The sequence below is a fragment of the Flavobacterium sp. genome, assembly GCF_043720215.1.
In the GTDB taxonomy this organism is placed as follows: domain Bacteria; phylum Bacteroidota; class Bacteroidia; order Flavobacteriales; family Flavobacteriaceae; genus Flavobacterium.
Genome location: NZ_JAYSSZ010000049.1, coordinates 1 through 16,042 on the forward strand (window position 1 = coordinate 1; position 16,042 = coordinate 16,042).

Here is a 16,042-nt window from a genome sequence, read left to right on the forward strand (position 1 = left end):
CTATTTGTGTAAATTAGTGGAATTTGTGTTTAAATTTTACTACTTCAACAATTCAAAATACCTATCAGGATAATCAGAAATTAAACCATCAACTTTAAGATCTATGAGTTGTTTCATATCGCTAATTTGGTTTACTGTCCAAGGAATTACTTTTATCTTTTTTTTATGTAAATACTGAACGTTTTCTTTCTTTAAAAGAATAAATTCAGGACTGTATACATTAGGTTTAAAGCCTAATAATTTTAAATTTTCTTGAACCGAAAGTGTGTTCTCGACTAATAAAACAGTTTTTACTTTGGCTTTTATTTTATGTAAATACTGTAAAGTTCTAACATCAAAGGACTGAATAAAAACTCGATTTAGAATTTTTCTATCATATAAGACTTTCAACAATAAATCGACAAACTCTTTTGGTTTTGGATGAAAAATTCCGTCACCTTCTTTAGCACTTTTTGTTTCAATATTATAATAAATAGTTTTACTTGGATATTTTCTTTTGATGTAGTTTTCTACACTGTCAATCACTTCAGATAAAAGAGGTTTGTAAGTTTTTATCTTTGTTTGAGTTAAAAAACGAGGATGAATTTTTGATCCACAATCACATTTTTTAATCTCATTATATTTAATTTTATATAAATTATATGATTTCTCATTTGCTTCTGTAATTTCATTTCCATTAGTATCCAAGCATATTTCATGTGATAAAAAAGGTTCATGAGATAACAAAACCTGATTATCTGCAGATATAACAACATCGAGTTCTAAAGTTGTAACACCAATTTCTATAGCTTTTTTCATAGCTTCTATAGAGTTTTCTGGCAACAGACCACGACAACCACGATGTCCTTGAATATCAAAATTTTGTGAAAAAGAATTTAATGCAAAAAATAAAAAAAGAGTTACTAATTTTTTCATTTTTTTAAACTAATTTCAAATTTTCAATCAAATAATCAATATCTTCTTTGGTATTGTAATGACTAAAAGAAACTCTTAAAGATGGTTTTTCCAAATCTTCATCACTCAAAAACTCTGACAAAACATGAGAAGGTTTGGTACTTCCTGACTGACAAGCGCTTCCTCTCGAAACAGCAATACCTTTCATATCTAGGTTAAACAAAATCATAGCAGTTTTATCGGAAGAAAAGGGTAAAATAAAATTTAAAACATTATAAAAAGTATGTTCTGTATTTCCATTAAATTTTACTCCAGGAATATGTTTATTTAATTCTAAAATGGTGTAATTTTTTAAATCCGTAATGTGTTTTTCGTCATCAATAAGTGAACTATAAGCAATTTCTAATGCTTTTGCTTGTCCTACAATATTATGAACACATTCGGTTCCCGCTCGAAGTCCTTTTTCTTGTTCACCTCCTAATAAAATAGGATTTAAGACAATTCCTTTTCTTATAAAAGCAAATCCTATTCCTTTTGGACCATGAAATTTGTGTGCACTAGCAACTAGAAAATCTATAGGAGTTTCTTGCAAGTCGAAAGTAACTTTTCCCATAGATTGCACAGTATCTGTATGAAAATAGGCATGATGTTGTTTGCAAATTTTAGCAACTCTTTCAATGTTTAGAACAGTTCCTATTTCGTTATTGATATGCATCAAACTTACTAGTGTTTTGTCAGCAGTTGCTAGCAAATCTGTAAGATGTATAATGTCTACTTCTCCCGAAGGCAATATATTTACATATTCTACTTCGATTCCGTATTGTTCTTGAAGTATTTGAACTGTATGTAGAACGGCATGATGCTCTATTTTGCTGGTAATAATTTTATTTATTTTCAAATCTCTAATACTGGATTGAATTATAAAATTATTCGCTTCAGTTCCACAAGAAGTAAATATTATTTCTTGTGCAGAACAGTTCAAGCTTTTTGCAATACTTTTTCTAGAAAGTTCAATTAAATTTCTAGAATTTCGACCTAAAAAGTGTGTTGAAGAAGGATTTCCATAATCTTCAGTTAGAACTCTAGTCATTTCTGTAACTACTTCAGGGTGCAAAGCAGTTGTTGCGGCGTTATCTAAATATACTTTTTTCATACGTCGACAAATATACAAATTTTAAATATTTTTTGATATAGATTTGTATGCTGGTAAGATTAATATAATTATTAAAATATTTCTTTTGAAAAAAATCCTTCTACTTTCTGATACTCATAGTCATATGGATGATACTATTTTAAAATATGTTGACTTGTCTGACGAAGTTTGGCATGCAGGAGATATTGGTAATCTTGATGTAACTGATGTTTTACAAAAACACAAAACATTACGTGCTGTCTTTGGAAATATTGACGATGACAAAGCAAGGATTGAATTTCCATTACACAACCGTTTTATATGTGAAGGAGTTGATGTTTGGATAACACATATTGGCGGTTATCCGGGGAAATATAATCTGAATATTAGACAAGAGTTACAAAATAATCCTCCTAAATTATTTATCTGCGGACATTCTCATATACTAAAAGTACAATTTGATAAAAAACTAAACTTATTACATATGAATCCTGGGGCTTGTGGTAAAAGTGGTTTTCATACCATAAGGACAATGCTTCGATTTGTAATTGATGGGGATCAAATAAAAGATTTAGAAATTATAGAATTAGGGAATAAGTAGTCTAGTATGTATTCACATTAATAATTATCGTAGTCCCTTTATTAATTCTAGATTTTATTTTCATATCTCCTTGCATGTTTTTTATTCTTGCACGAATTTGAGTAATTCCAAATCCATTATTTGTTTTACGACTAGTATTTTTAGTATTAAAACCAATACCATTATCTTCAATTATTATATGTAAATTATTGTCAAATTCTTCGAGAGTTAATTTAGATTTTGAGGCTTTACTATGCTTCATCACATTGTTTAAAAGCTCAGAAACTATAAAAAATATTTTTGTTTCAAACTCAGCATGATATCTTCTCTCTTTATCTAATTTTGAAATAAATTTGAAATTTAAAAGTGTGTTTGTGTTGTTCTCACAAAGATCTTTTAGTGCAAATTGTAAACCAAATTTCACCAGTAGAGGAGGGACAAGTTCGTGTGACAAATCTCTGACTCTGTCATGAGCGTCTTTTAATAAAGCTCGTGTTTTTTTTAAATCTGTAACTTGTTCTTTCGTTAGGCTATTTTCAAAAGCCGATAAATGTAATCCTACCGATGATAGAACTGCGCTCACATGATCATGTAAAACAGCCGATATTTTATTTCTTTCCTCATCTTGACCATCAAGGGTAGCACTAATAATTTTGTATTGCAGCTTATTATCTATATCCTTTAATTTGTTTTTTTGCTTTAGTAATAAATTTTGATAATAAAAATAAAAGATAAAACCAGCCAGAATAAATAAAGAGGCAAATAATAACAATAATTTTTGATTTTTGTCTTGCTTATTATTTATGTGTTTTTCTTTTTCTTTAAATTCATGTTCAACTTTATTTATAGCATATTTTGTTTCTAGTTCTTGATTAACACTATTTAATTTCCCTTTTAAAATTTCATCAGAGAATTCTAAATATTTATTATTGTAATCGTAAGCTTTTTTATAATCCCCCATTTTTTCATATGCATAAGATATATTCAAATAAGCTTGAGATATTGCAATTGGGTTTTCATTATTTGGAAACATATTTATAATGTCAAGGAATTCTAGTTCACCTTTTTTATAGTCTTCATTAACTGTCATGTAATAAATACCCAGATTATTTTTGGCTGATGATATATTGGCTTTATTATTTATTTTCAAAGCAATCTCGTACGAACTGTCAAGATGTTTTTTAGCATTTTTATAATCTCTTTTTGAAAGATAATAGCTGTAAAAATTATTTTGATTATTTTGTTTTTCGAGTAAGTCTTTAGTATTCCTAGTATAGAAAGCAACTTTATATAAATAATATTTAGCACTATCTGATTCAGTTTCAGAGTGAATTTTAAAAAGTCCTTGATTTACTTTACTTAACAAGGTTTTGTTGTTTAATTTTAGCGCTATTTTATTCGCTTTATTTAAATATTTTTTGGCTTTGGTATATTCAAAAATGACACCGTTAAGATTACCAATTGCTCTATAAATTAGTACTTGTTTATCTAATAAGTTATTTGACTCAGCAATATTTCTTGCTTCATATAGAACTTTTAATGCGTTTTCAACATCATTAAATTGTCTATATAATTCCGATTTTTGAATCATAATATCACAATAGGCAGAATATTTTTTATTTTCTAAATAGTAATCTGATTTTTTTCGAGTATAGTTCAATGCTTTTATTGCATTGGTTTTTTCTAAATAATAAGATACAGAATCTGTTTTGGTTTTCGTAGTTTGAAAACCAAAACAGAACTGATTAGTAATTATAAATAATGGTACTAATGTTTTATTTATGAGTGATTTAAAACCCAATGTTAACAACAGGTTTCTTAATTATAACCCCAGATTTTTGATGTTGTTCAAAATTAGTTATAAGTGATTTGTTTAAAATTGCAGCTGTCTCTTTAAAAGGTATAAAGGTTGTTGAAGGCTGGGTTTCTCCAGGATTTAACTTAATGGCAATTGTATAAATACCGTTAGATTCTGTAAAATCGTAATTACAATTATCAGGAATTTGAAAAGTAATATCAAAATCATTAGCATTTACTTCATCAAAAGTGAATAATCCTAGCATGTCGTAGGTCATAGTGTTTGGTTTTTATTGGTTAATTTTCTATTAAGTTATGTTTTGTTGCAAAAACTACTAATCCGATAGAGCTTTTTACATTTAGTTTTTTCATTAAGTTTTTTCGATGTGTTTCGACTGTATTTACGCTTATGTTTAGCATTTCGCCAATATCTCTGCCACTTTTTTCGTGGCAAATAAAATTTAATATCTCTAATTCTCTACCTGTAATACTTGATATGAGATCTTCAGTATTCAAAACTTGATTTTGTTGGTTGCTATTTCCAGTATAAAGATTAAAAATTTTATCTTTTATAACATCCGAAAAATATTGATTACCGTAAGCAACAGTGTTTATGGCATCTACTATATTTTCTCCTGCACATTGCTTAGTCAAATAACCACTTGCTCCTAATTTTATAACTTCTTTTATTAGTTTGGCATCATCATAACTTGATAAGATTATTACTTTACAAGGAAATCCAGCCTCATTCATTTCTCTTAATACTTGTATACCATCTTTTTCTGGCATATTAATATCCATAACTAAGACATCAGCTTTATTTCTAATTACTCTATCTAGTAATCCTTCTCCGTTTAGCGAAAATCCTACGACTTCAAAATCGGAATTGGTTTTTAGCACAGCAAGTATACCATCAATAAGAACTTGATGATCATCTGCTAAATGTATTTTTATTTTGTTTTCCATCATGATTATTCTGTTTTCAAATATATAAGATTATAAATTTACATAAAATACCCATAATTAATGATTTTTATCTAACTGAATTTAGTTAGATAAAAATGTATTATTTTTCTATGTTGCTAAAAATCAGCATAACAAAAAATCCGTCTCAATTTCTTGAAACGGATTTTTCTCGCACTAATAAACTAAGATGAAAGGTTTACCTCAATCGATCCACAGATTTTACGAGATCCTCGTCCTTCTTGATGGCTCTATTGGCCAAAACCAATAAAAAGATAGCAACAATAGGAATAAACATCCCAATACCCTTCTCCGAAACAATAGTTTCTCCAGATACTGTTAGTGTACGATACACAAATAATCCTAGTAAAATTAAGTTCAATATTATATTCAATCTGTTCATAACAAATTGTTGTTGTCTTTTTTTAAATGAAAGTAAACTCAGTAATGATAGAGTAGAACTTAATCCAAATAATATGGTATATACTATGCTAGTCATAAAATATACAGTTTCTCCGTTATCTAATTTCCATAAATGAAAAACAAAGGGAAGTGCTCCAGTTATTATGAAGGCAAGTAGCAAAAATATACTTTGTATTCTCTGAATCATTCTAACAATTAAATTATAATGACAAAAATATATTTTCTTTTTATAAAAAACTATTGTTTACTCAAATAAAATATGTAATATTGCAGTAACAATCCGTAAGAACTTCATACTTCGGAAAATAAGATTCAAAAAAATCACGTATTACATTTTTTACCCAAATAATTAATTCACACATCATTTTATGTTTGATATTTCTGTCTTAAAAGAAATGAAGCTCACAGAGCTACAAGAAATTGCTAAAATTGCTAAAATTGCTAAGTTCAAAACACTAAAAAAAGAAGAATTGGTATATCAAATTCTTGATTATCAAGCAGCAAATCCTGAAAAAATTAGTCCGAAAGAAGAGATTGTTCCAGTTTTAGAAGAAAAAACAAAAAGAGCAAGAATAATTGATTCTAAAGTGATTAAACCAATTATTAGTAAAATAAAAGCAGCACCAGTAATTCCCCAACAAGAAATTACTTTTGAAGAACCTAAAATTATTGAGAAAAAAGAAGATATAGTTGAAGCTCCAAATAAAACGCAACAACGCCCACCAAAAGTTATTCGTTTTACAAAAGACGAGAATAACGTTACAAAAGTTGATAATTCTCATAGAAATAAAAAAAATGTAAAACCAATTATCACTACTGTAACTGCTGAAGACTCGAGCGATAGCGAACAGACAACGCAAACAGAAGTAAAAATTGAAGTTAAAGTAGAAGGGGAGCAACCGGTAAAGTCAGTAAACCCAAATCAACAAAATAACAATCCAAACGCAAAGCATAAAAAAAATAATAATTTCAGAGAATCAGACTATGAGTTCGAAGGAATTATAGAAAGTGAAGGTGTTCTAGAAATGATGCCAGATGGTTATGGTTTCCTTCGCTCTTCAGATTATAATTATTTAGCTTCTCCAGATGATATTTATTTATCAACCTCACAAATTAGATTATTCGGTCTAAAAACGGGAGATACTGTAAAAGGTGTAGTTCGCCCACCAAAAGAAGGAGAGAAATTTTTTCCTCTGGTAAAGGTTTTAAAAATTAACGGACATGACCCACAAGTGGTTCGTGATAGAGTTTCGTTTGAACATTTGACACCTGTTTTTCCAACAGAAAAATTTCGTTTAGCCGAAAAAGGAAGCTCAATATCTACTCGTATTATCGATTTATTTTCCCCAATAGGAAAAGGTCAACGTGGTATGATTGTAGCACAACCTAAAACCGGTAAAACCATGTTGCTAAAGGATATTGCAAATGCAATTGCAGCAAATCATCCAGAAGTATATTTAATAGTTTTATTAATAGATGAGCGACCTGAAGAAGTAACAGATATGCAACGTAGTGTTCGTGGAGAAGTAGTTGCTTCTACATTTGATAGAGAGCCACAGGAGCACGTAAAAATTGCTAATATTGTCCTTGAAAAAGCAAAACGATTGGTCGAATGTGGTCATGATGTTGTCATCTTATTAGATTCTATTACACGTTTGGCAAGAGCTTACAATACAGTGCAACCAGCTTCTGGAAAAGTATTAAGTGGTGGTGTAGATGCCAATGCTTTACAAAAACCAAAACGTTTCTTTGGAGCAGCTCGTAATGTAGAAAATGGTGGTTCGTTAAGTATTATTGCTACTGCACTTACAGAAACTGGATCAAAAATGGACGAAGTGATTTTCGAAGAATTTAAAGGAACTGGTAATATGGAATTGCAATTAGATCGTAAGATTGCTAATCGTCGTATTTTCCCAGCAATCGATTTAACATCATCAAGTACACGTCGTGATGATTTATTATTAGATGAAAAAACCATTCAACGAATGTGGATTATGCGTAAATACCTTGCTGATATGAATCCTGTAGAAGCAATGGAATTTATAAACGACCGATTCAAGAAAACAAGAAATAACGAAGAATTTTTAATCTCTATGAATGATTAGAAATTAATAGTATTACATAATAATGAAAAAAGGCTCACTAATGAATTCAAAATTCTTGGTGAGCTTTAAATTTTTAGCAAACTTTATGTCAAAAAATTAGAAAATAATTGTAATACTACTTTTCTAAACGTATTTTTGGACTTTGAATAAAAAATATGCAAAAATACATCAGCCAACTTAACGAAGCGCAACAAGCACCTGTCTTGCAAAAAGATGGACCAATGATTGTTATTGCTGGAGCAGGCTCAGGAAAAACACGTGTACTTACAGTTAGAATAGCCAATTTGATGAGTCAAGGTGTTGATGCGTTTAATATTCTAGCACTCACATTTACAAATAAAGCAGCACGTGAAATGAAAAAACGTATTGCCGATATTGTAGGAAATGCCGAAGCCAAAAACCTTTGGATGGGAACCTTCCACTCCGTTTTTGCCAGAATTCTTCGTTCGGAAGCAGATAAATTAGGTTATCCATCTAATTTCACGATTTATGATGCCCAAGATTCGGTAAGATTAATTGGTGCGATTATCAAAGAAATGCAATTAGACAAAGATATTTACAAACCAAAACAGGTTTTTAGTAAAATATCATCTTATAAAAACAGTTTAATTACGGTAAAAGCCTACTTCAATAATCCAGAATTGCAAGAATCCGATGCGATGGCAAAAAAACCTCGTTTGGGTGAAATTTATCAGAATTATGTCGAAAGATGTTTTAAAGCTGGTGCGATGGATTTTGATGATTTATTATTAAAAACCAATGAATTACTGACTCGTTTTCCTGAAGTTCTCATGAAGTATCAGGATCGTTTCAGATATATTTTAGTCGATGAGTACCAAGATACAAACCATTCGCAGTATCTTATTGTTCGGGCATTATCAGACAGATTCCAAAATATTTGTGTTGTTGGAGACGATGCGCAAAGTATTTATGGTTTTCGTGGAGCGAACATTAATAATATTTTAAATTTTCAGAAAGATTACGAAAATGTCAAAATGTTTCGATTGGAGCAAAATTACCGTTCATCAAAAAACATAGTTGAAGCGGCGAATTCTGTTATCGATAAAAATAAAACCAAACTCGACAAAGTCGTTTGGACAGCCAATGATTTTGGTCAAAAAATAAAAGTAAACCGAAGCGTAACTGACAATGATGAAGGTCGTTTTGTAGCAGGAGAAATCTGGACTCAAAAGATGACGAATCAAATGACAAACGGTCAGTTTGCTATTTTGTATCGCACCAACGCGCAATCGCGTGCTATGGAAGATGCTTTGAGAAAACGTGATATTCCGTATCGAATTTATGGTGGATTGTCCTTCTATCAAAGGAAAGAAATAAAAGATGTACTCTGTTATTTGCGTTTGGTTATTAATCCAAAAGACGAAGAAGCACTTATTCGTGTTATTAATTATCCAGCTCGTGGAATTGGAGATACAACTGTCGAAAAGTTAACAATTGCAGCCAATCATTACAAGCGTTCCATTTTTGAAGTGATGGAAGTCATTGATAAAATCGATTTAAAATTAAATTCAGGAACCAAAACAAAGTTGCAAGATTTTGTGACTATGATTAAAAGTTTTCAGGCTATCAATGAAACGCAAGATGCTTTTTACCTTGCAGATCATGTAGCCAAAAAAACTGGATATATTCAGGAACTCAAAAAAGACGGAACGCCAGAAGGTATAGCTCGTATTGAAAATATCGAAGAATTACTAAACGGTATCAAAGATTTTACCGATGGTCAAGTAGAAGTAGATGGCGCTCGTGGTGCCTTATCTGAATTTTTAGAAGATGTGGCGCTGGCAACCGATTTAGACAAAGATACTTCCGATGAAGATCGAGTAGCACTTATGACGATTCACTTAGCAAAAGGGTTAGAATTTCCAACGGTTTTTGTAGTAGGAATGGAAGAAGATTTGTTTCCAAGTGCCATGAGTATGAGTACCAGAAGCGAACTCGAAGAAGAGCGCCGATTGTTTTATGTAGCGTTAACTCGTGCCGAACATCAGGCGTATTTAACCTATGCGCAATCGCGATATCGTTGGGGAAAACTGACTGATAGTGAACCATCACGATTTATAGAAGAAATAGATGGCGAATATTTAGAATATCTCACACCACCTGAAACAAATTACAGGTACAAACCACAAATTGACCATGATATTTTTGGTGATGTAGATAAATCGAAACTAAGATTAGCAAAACCTATAACAGGAACGCCACCAAAATATATTACAGATAATGAACCTAAATCGGATATCAATATTCGCAAACTAAAACCTGTTTCTAGTAATTCAGGTTCTAATAATGCTAATTTATTTGACAACAAATTGGTTGCAGGAAATATAGTGATGCACGAACGCTTCGGAAAAGGAGAAATCTTAAATTTGGAAGGTGCTGGTGCCGATAAAAAAGCGGAGATTAAATTTGAAGTGGGCGGAATTAAAAAGTTGTTGTTACGATTTGCAAAGTTAGATGTGATTGGGTAAAATTTGCACTTTAGTTTTTTAACGAATTATAAATTAAAAAATAAATGAATATGAGTCAATTCATCAAAATATATCCAGACAATCCCAACGAAGCAGCCATCAAAAAAGTAGTGGATGTGCTAAAAAATGGCGGACTCATCATTTATCCAACCGATACCGTGTATGGTTTGGGTTGCGATATTACCAACACTAAAGCCTTAGAGCGAATCGCAAAAATAAAAGGGATTAAGCTCGAAAAAGCCAATTTTTCTTTTGTTTGCCATGATTTGAGCAATATTTCCGATTATGTGAAGCAAATAGATACTTCTACTTTTAAAATTCTGAAACGAGCTTTACCAGGACCATATACTTTTATTCTGCCAGGAAATAATAATTTACCCAAGGAATTCAAGAAGAAAACCACAGTAGGAATTCGTGTTCCTGACAATACTATTGCTTTAGAAATAGTAAAAATGTTAGGAAATCCTATCGTTTCTACTTCGATTCACGATGATGATGATGTAATAGAATATACTACAGATCCCGAACTTATTTTCGAGAAATGGCAAAACCTTGTCGATGTAGTTATCGATGGCGGATATGGTGACAATATAGGATCAACCATTATCGATTTATCAGGTCATGAACCTGAAGTGATTCGTGAAGGAAAAGGAAGTTTAGATATATTGTAAGATTTTATTAAAATTATTGTTTATTGAATAAATAATTATAACTTAGCTTGTCTAATTAAGAAACCTACTTTTGTTTATCGTATATACCATATGCTATTCTTAATACATATTTAATTGGTTATTAAAAAATAATTAGGGATACATTAAGGCAGGTCTTACGACCTGCTTTTTAATTTTTGTAATATTTATTTTTTCTGATAAAATACTCCAAAACAATAGATTTTAATTTATAATACATATCAGATTGTATAATATCACGTTTTCCTAAAAACTTAAATAGAAAATAATAAAAATAAACATGAGCTTTTAAAACAACCCAAAAATGCGTAAACTTTCCTTGTATTAAAAAACGAATTGCTGCAATTCCGTCTAAGCTCATTCTTATAAAAAGAATAGGAATTAATTTATTTGTTGGAAGGTTTTTAGTCAACATCCACAAAGAATTCCTGAAATTTAGAAATTTTTTTTTAGGATTTTCGGTATTCAAAGCGACTCCACCTACGTGATAAATGATCGATTGTCCACAATATTTTACAATATAACCTTTTTTAAATACCTGATCAAAAGCGCTTTAAGTAATTTAAAATTTTAAAATTTCATATCCACTTATAAAACATCTCAATAAGCATTCTAAATTCATTCTCGTCCTTAAGCAAATTCTTGTCAAAGTGAGTGTAAAGAGTTAAAATGGATTATAAGTTAAATAAACCTATTTTGTCATTTTTTGTATCTATTATTAGTAACTTATTATCAACTAATTTAGTGTAGTAGTCGTAAAAAATATATCTGTGGTCTTTTCCTTCATTAATTAAAATATTATTTTGAACATTTTCTTGATTGTCCATCTTTATGATTTGAATTGTATCTGACTCACGATCCCGGTAGATTAATAATAAATTTTCATCATTAAAATAAGTTTTTAATCGACTAAACATATAAAAATCATCCCTTGCTATTAATTCAATTTTATAGTTGAAAGAAATTACTTTTTTTAATTCTAACTTATTTGTATTTAAGTCATAAGTAAAAATCACAAAATTTTGGTAATCAAATATACTAGCAACATTGATATATCCAGATCTAATAAAATTAAACTGCTGGGCAACAATTATTAATTTATTATTACTTTTTTTATACATTGAATGTATGTGATAGCTCAAATTGTTTTTAGTATCTTTATAAAATTCTTTGACATCAATTTTAATCGAATCTTTTATTTTTAAATCATCTAGATTATGTTTATTAATGTAAAAACTACTAGTAGATAGTTGTGAGTTGCTCTTGAATCCAAACGTATATAGTTCATTGTCTATTTCTTTTTCGTATAAAGATGCGTAATTATCTTCTTCGGAAAATAATTCTATAGACTTTTTTGGAATAGAATCAGTTCCGAACTTTTTTATTAAAAAATGCTTAGATGATAATTTTTTAGAATCTTTTGACGTTGATCTATAATAATCGCTAAGTATAAGGTGTCCATTGTTTAAAAGTTGAAATCTATTCTTTGTTAAATAGCTTCTATCTGGAAAATAGTTATAAGTATGAATTTTTTTTGATAAGTCTGAACAATCATATACGTTTATTTCTTTAGTACCAATTGGAAACAAAATTTCAGTGGAATAATCTGAAACTTGAGCATATATTTTGGTTTTATCATCAGACAATTCTATGTCAAAATTAGCAAAAAAGTCTAGTTTTAGTGCCCAAAATTTTGCGCCTTTCCATAAAGGATTTTCGGCTAGTGAATATTTTGAAAGTTCTGCACTATCAGGATTGTTTTGTACAAAAGCAAACAATTCTATAGATTTCTTTTCTGTATTAGCTTCTGCTATAAAGTAGGTTACTTTATTGTTTATAATTAAAGATTTTTGATAAAAATTTTCTTTATTCTTAAAAGTATAATTTAATTCTAAATCTGTAAATGAAGACAAATCAAGAGTATACTTTCTTAAAATTAATCTGTTGTTTTTATTTACATAAGTTAAGTAATAATTATTATCGATTTTTCCTAACAAATTAATTTCTTTACGTTTTTCTGGTAATTCACCCCAAATTGGGTTAATTGTTTGAGAATTATTACTAAAGCTATTTAAGATAAAGAACAGTACGATTATTTTTTTCATTTATTAAGATTGTTGTTTTATTAAGAAATGCATTTTTTTTATTGAGTTTACTCATGTATTTTAAGAATATATTCAGTCGTTCTTCTTCATTTCTAGTTTTTTTTGAATGGGAAAACGAGCTATTGTCTATCCAGTTATTTTAGCTAAATGTTTTATGAATCTTCGTAACTAGTTTCTAGAAAAAAAGCTTTTTAGAAAAATGTTAAATAATTTCTATTATTTACTTAGAAGTTTTTTTCATTTCTTTTTCAATCATATCATAAAATTCATCTATTTTAGGAAGTACAACAATACGAGTTCTTCTGTTAGTTGATTTATTTTCAATTGAATTGTTTTCTACAAGTGGAATAAATTCTCCTCTACCAGCGGCAATTAATTGTTTCGGATTTACATTATGATCCTTAATTAATACGCGAATAATTGCAGTAGATCGCTTTACACTCAAATCCCAATTGTCTATTAATACAGAATTTCCAGAAAAAGGAACGTTGTCTGTATGCCCTTCAACCATACATTCAAAAGTAGGTTTGTCATTAACAACTTTTGCTACTTTACCCAAAATTTCCTTAGCTCTATCACTTACTATATAACTACCACTTTTAAACATTAATTTATCGGCAATCGAAATAAATACGACTCCTTTTTCAACATTTATCTCAATATCTGGATCAGAAATTCCAACAGAACTTTTTAGACTAGTTACCAATGCTAATGTAACAGAATCTTTTTTAGTCAGAGCGTCTTGCATTCTGCTAATTTTTAAATCTTTCTCTTTGATTGTTTCTAAAGCTTTTTCAATGTTTTGAGCACCTTTAGTAGAGAGAGTTGTCATATTCCCAATGTTATTAATCAAATCAGAATTGTTCTTTTTTAAATTGTCATTCTGATCCTTTAAACTAAGGTATGAAGCATTTATCCCTGATTTTTCTTCAAGACAGGTATTCAACTTAAAAGTTGCAGAATTTAATAAATCTTGTACTTCTTTGTTTCTTGCTTCAGATTCTAAAAATTGTTTCTTCGAAACACAAGATGTTGTTAGTAATGAAATAATTGATAATGATATAAAATTTTTTTTCATAATTAATTTATTATTTGTTTATTAAAACTGTTTAAAAAACTTGCCGTTCTTAACGAAATAACGAAAAACAATAGATTTTATTTTATAATATTTTTCAAATTGATTTGTGTCGCGTTTCCTTAAAAATTTAAAGAGGCAAGAATAAAAATAAAAATGTGCTTCTAGCACAACAAAAAAATGTTTTAATTTCCCTTGTGTTAAAAAACGAATTGCTGCAATTCCGTCAAAACTTAATCTGATAAATAATGTAGGAAACAATTGGTTTGTTGGAAGATTTTTAAGCATCATCCACAATGAATTTCTGAAATTCAAAAAAGTTTTTTTAGGGTTTTCTGTACTTAAAGTAGCCCCACCAACATGATAAACAGTCGATTGTCCGCAGTATTTCGCAACATATCCTTTATTAAATGCTCTCCAACATAAATCGATTTCTTCTTGGTGTGCAAAAAAATCGGAATCGAAACCATTTAATTCTCGAAAAACTTCTTTTCTGATAAAAAAACAAGCACCCGAAGCCCAAAATATTTCGGTTGTATCATTATATTGTCCGTTATCTTTTTCGATAGTATCAAAAATTCGTCCACGACAAAAAGGGAAACCATACTTGTCTATAAATCCTCCACCAGCACCAGCGTATTCAAAATATTCTTTGTTTTTAAAGTCAAGAATTTTGGATTGAATTATACTTGTCTTAGGTTCATTTTCAAATAGAGTTATAATAGGTTGCAACCAGTTCTCAGTCACTTCAATATCAGAATTTACTAATGCATAAATTTCTTCTTCAACTTCTAGTAAAGCTTCGTTATATCCTTTTGCATAGCCAAAATTTCCTTTGTTCTGAATGATTTTTATCGTTGGGTAATTAGATTTTACAAACGAAATTGAATAATCACTAGATGCATTGTCTGCTATATAAATAGTAGCTTCAGGGGAATATTCTACAATCGAAGGCAAAAACTTTTCCAACAATTTTTGTCCATTCCAGTTTAATATTACAACAGCTATTTTTTTCAATTATAGTTTACTTTTAAAATTAGGCAATTCATTTTGAAATTGATATTTTTCATTTTCAAAATCCATTTGACAAAAGTAATGATTTAGACCGTTAGTAACCATTAAATATTCGGATTCTAAGACCATGTTGTATCTTGCAATTTGATCGAAAGTATTTTGTGAAATTGCAACTTCTGGAGCTTTACATTCAACGAGTAGAAATAATTTTCCATTAGGCTGAAATACAACAATATCATATCGTTTAGTTAGACTATTTATTTTAATAACTTTTTCGACATTAATATACGATTTTGGATATTTTTTTTCTTCTAATAAAAACCGAACTACATTTTGACGCACCCATTCTTCAGGAGTGAGAATCACAAATTTTTTACGAATTTCATCAAAAATTGAAACTTTATTTTCACTATTTTTGAACCGAAATGTATAAGATGGAAAATTCAATTTTTGCATTTTACAAATCTATTATCAAATAAACGAATTACCAAATAACCAAATCAACATTTTGTGGACGAAGTAGTAAAAATAATTAGCGATATAAAAGCTGGAAATAAAAAACCAATCTATTTTTTAATGGGTGAAGAACCTTATTATATTGATAAATTATCGGAATATATAGAGCATAATATATTGCAAGAACACGAAAGAGATTTTAACCAAACCGTTTTATACGGTCGAGATGTTACGATTGAAGACGTGGTTTCGAATGCAAAACGTTATCCTATGATGGCGGATCGTCAGGTAGTAATTGTAAAAGAAGCTCAGGATTTAAT

16 protein-coding genes are annotated in these 16,042 nt (G+C 29.4%); 5 read left to right on the plus strand and 11 right to left on the minus strand.

Annotated features, from left to right (window positions below; genetic code table 11):
- Positions 1-39: 39 nt before the first annotated feature.
- Positions 40-915 carry a glycerophosphodiester phosphodiesterase family protein gene (locus ACHZC3_RS02065; RefSeq protein WP_394758216.1) on the minus strand — a complete coding sequence of 292 codons (876 nt, stop codon included), beginning with the start codon at positions 913-915 and terminating at the stop codon, positions 40-42.
- Between the two features lie 4 nt (positions 916-919).
- Positions 920-2,047 carry a cysteine desulfurase family protein gene (locus ACHZC3_RS02070; protein ID WP_394758217.1) on the minus strand — a complete coding sequence of 376 codons (1,128 nt, stop codon included), beginning with the start codon at positions 2,045-2,047 and terminating at the stop codon, positions 920-922.
- Positions 2,048-2,132: 85 nt separating this feature from the next.
- On the opposite strand from ACHZC3_RS02070, the gene ACHZC3_RS02075 reads away from it, so the two are divergent.
- Complete coding sequence (locus tag ACHZC3_RS02075) at positions 2,133-2,627, plus strand: metallophosphoesterase family protein (protein ID WP_394758218.1); 495 nt, start codon at positions 2,133-2,135, stop codon at positions 2,625-2,627.
- 1 nt (position 2,628) lies between these two features.
- Here ACHZC3_RS02075 and ACHZC3_RS02080 read toward each other — a convergent pair whose 3' ends face one another.
- From ACHZC3_RS02080 to ACHZC3_RS02095, 4 genes are all read right to left on the minus strand, one after another.
- Positions 2,629-4,407 (minus strand): ATP-binding protein, encoded by a 1,779-nt coding sequence (locus ACHZC3_RS02080; protein WP_394758219.1) that lies wholly within the window; start codon positions 4,405-4,407, stop codon positions 2,629-2,631.
- Positions 4,397-4,681: a hypothetical protein gene (locus tag ACHZC3_RS02085; RefSeq protein ID WP_394758220.1), complete on the minus strand. Its 285-nt coding sequence runs from the start codon at positions 4,679-4,681 to the stop codon at positions 4,397-4,399. Before ACHZC3_RS02085 ends, ACHZC3_RS02080 begins: the two co-directional genes overlap by 11 nt.
- Positions 4,682-4,700: 19 nt before the next feature.
- Positions 4,701-5,372: a response regulator gene (locus ACHZC3_RS02090; protein WP_394758221.1), complete on the minus strand. Its 672-nt coding sequence runs from the start codon at positions 5,370-5,372 to the stop codon at positions 4,701-4,703.
- Between the two features lie 193 nt (positions 5,373-5,565).
- A complete protein-coding gene (locus ACHZC3_RS02095) occupies positions 5,566-5,976 on the minus strand; it encodes a DUF4293 family protein (protein WP_394758222.1) in 411 nt (136 codons plus the stop codon).
- 181 nt (positions 5,977-6,157) lie between these two features.
- Here ACHZC3_RS02095 and rho point away from each other — a divergent pair, with 181 nt between their 5' ends.
- From rho to ACHZC3_RS02110, 3 genes are all read left to right on the plus strand, one after another.
- Positions 6,158-7,894 (plus strand): transcription termination factor Rho, encoded by a 1,737-nt coding sequence (gene rho / locus ACHZC3_RS02100; protein WP_394758223.1) that lies wholly within the window; start codon positions 6,158-6,160, stop codon positions 7,892-7,894.
- 155 nt (positions 7,895-8,049) lie between these two features.
- A complete protein-coding gene (locus tag ACHZC3_RS02105; protein WP_394758224.1) occupies positions 8,050-10,383 on the plus strand; it encodes an ATP-dependent helicase in 2,334 nt (777 codons plus the stop codon).
- A 50-nt stretch (positions 10,384-10,433) separates the two neighbouring features.
- The gene (locus ACHZC3_RS02110; protein ID WP_394758225.1) at positions 10,434-11,054 is read left to right on the plus strand and encodes an L-threonylcarbamoyladenylate synthase; all 621 of its coding nucleotides are present in this window, start codon (positions 10,434-10,436) and stop codon (positions 11,052-11,054) included.
- 169 nt (positions 11,055-11,223) lie between these two features.
- Here ACHZC3_RS02110 and ACHZC3_RS02115 read toward each other — a convergent pair whose 3' ends face one another.
- The 5 genes from ACHZC3_RS02115 to ACHZC3_RS02135 all read right to left on the minus strand — a co-directional run bounded on the left by ACHZC3_RS02115 (position 11,224) and on the right by ACHZC3_RS02135 (position 15,722).
- Positions 11,224-11,487 carry a hypothetical protein gene (locus ACHZC3_RS02115; RefSeq protein ID WP_394758226.1) on the minus strand — a complete coding sequence of 88 codons (264 nt, stop codon included), beginning with the start codon at positions 11,485-11,487 and terminating at the stop codon, positions 11,224-11,226.
- Positions 11,488-11,746: 259 nt separating this feature from the next.
- The gene (locus ACHZC3_RS02120) at positions 11,747-13,177 is read right to left on the minus strand and encodes a hypothetical protein (protein WP_394758227.1); all 1,431 of its coding nucleotides are present in this window, start codon (positions 13,175-13,177) and stop codon (positions 11,747-11,749) included.
- A 220-nt stretch (positions 13,178-13,397) separates the two neighbouring features.
- Positions 13,398-14,255, minus strand: coding sequence for a flagellar motor protein MotB (locus tag ACHZC3_RS02125; protein ID WP_394758228.1), 858 nt, complete (start codon positions 14,253-14,255; stop codon positions 13,398-13,400).
- Positions 14,256-14,276: 21 nt separating this feature from the next.
- Positions 14,277-15,269 carry a glycosyltransferase family 2 protein gene (locus ACHZC3_RS02130; protein ID WP_394758229.1) on the minus strand — a complete coding sequence of 331 codons (993 nt, stop codon included), beginning with the start codon at positions 15,267-15,269 and terminating at the stop codon, positions 14,277-14,279.
- Positions 15,270-15,722 (minus strand): type I restriction enzyme HsdR N-terminal domain-containing protein, encoded by a 453-nt coding sequence (locus tag ACHZC3_RS02135; protein WP_394758230.1) that lies wholly within the window; start codon positions 15,720-15,722, stop codon positions 15,270-15,272. It lies immediately after the preceding gene.
- A 54-nt stretch (positions 15,723-15,776) separates the two neighbouring features.
- On the opposite strand from ACHZC3_RS02135, the gene ACHZC3_RS02140 reads away from it, so the two are divergent.
- A partial coding sequence (locus ACHZC3_RS02140) for a DNA polymerase III subunit delta (RefSeq protein ID WP_394758231.1) occupies positions 15,777-16,042 on the plus strand: 266 nt, incomplete at its 3' end.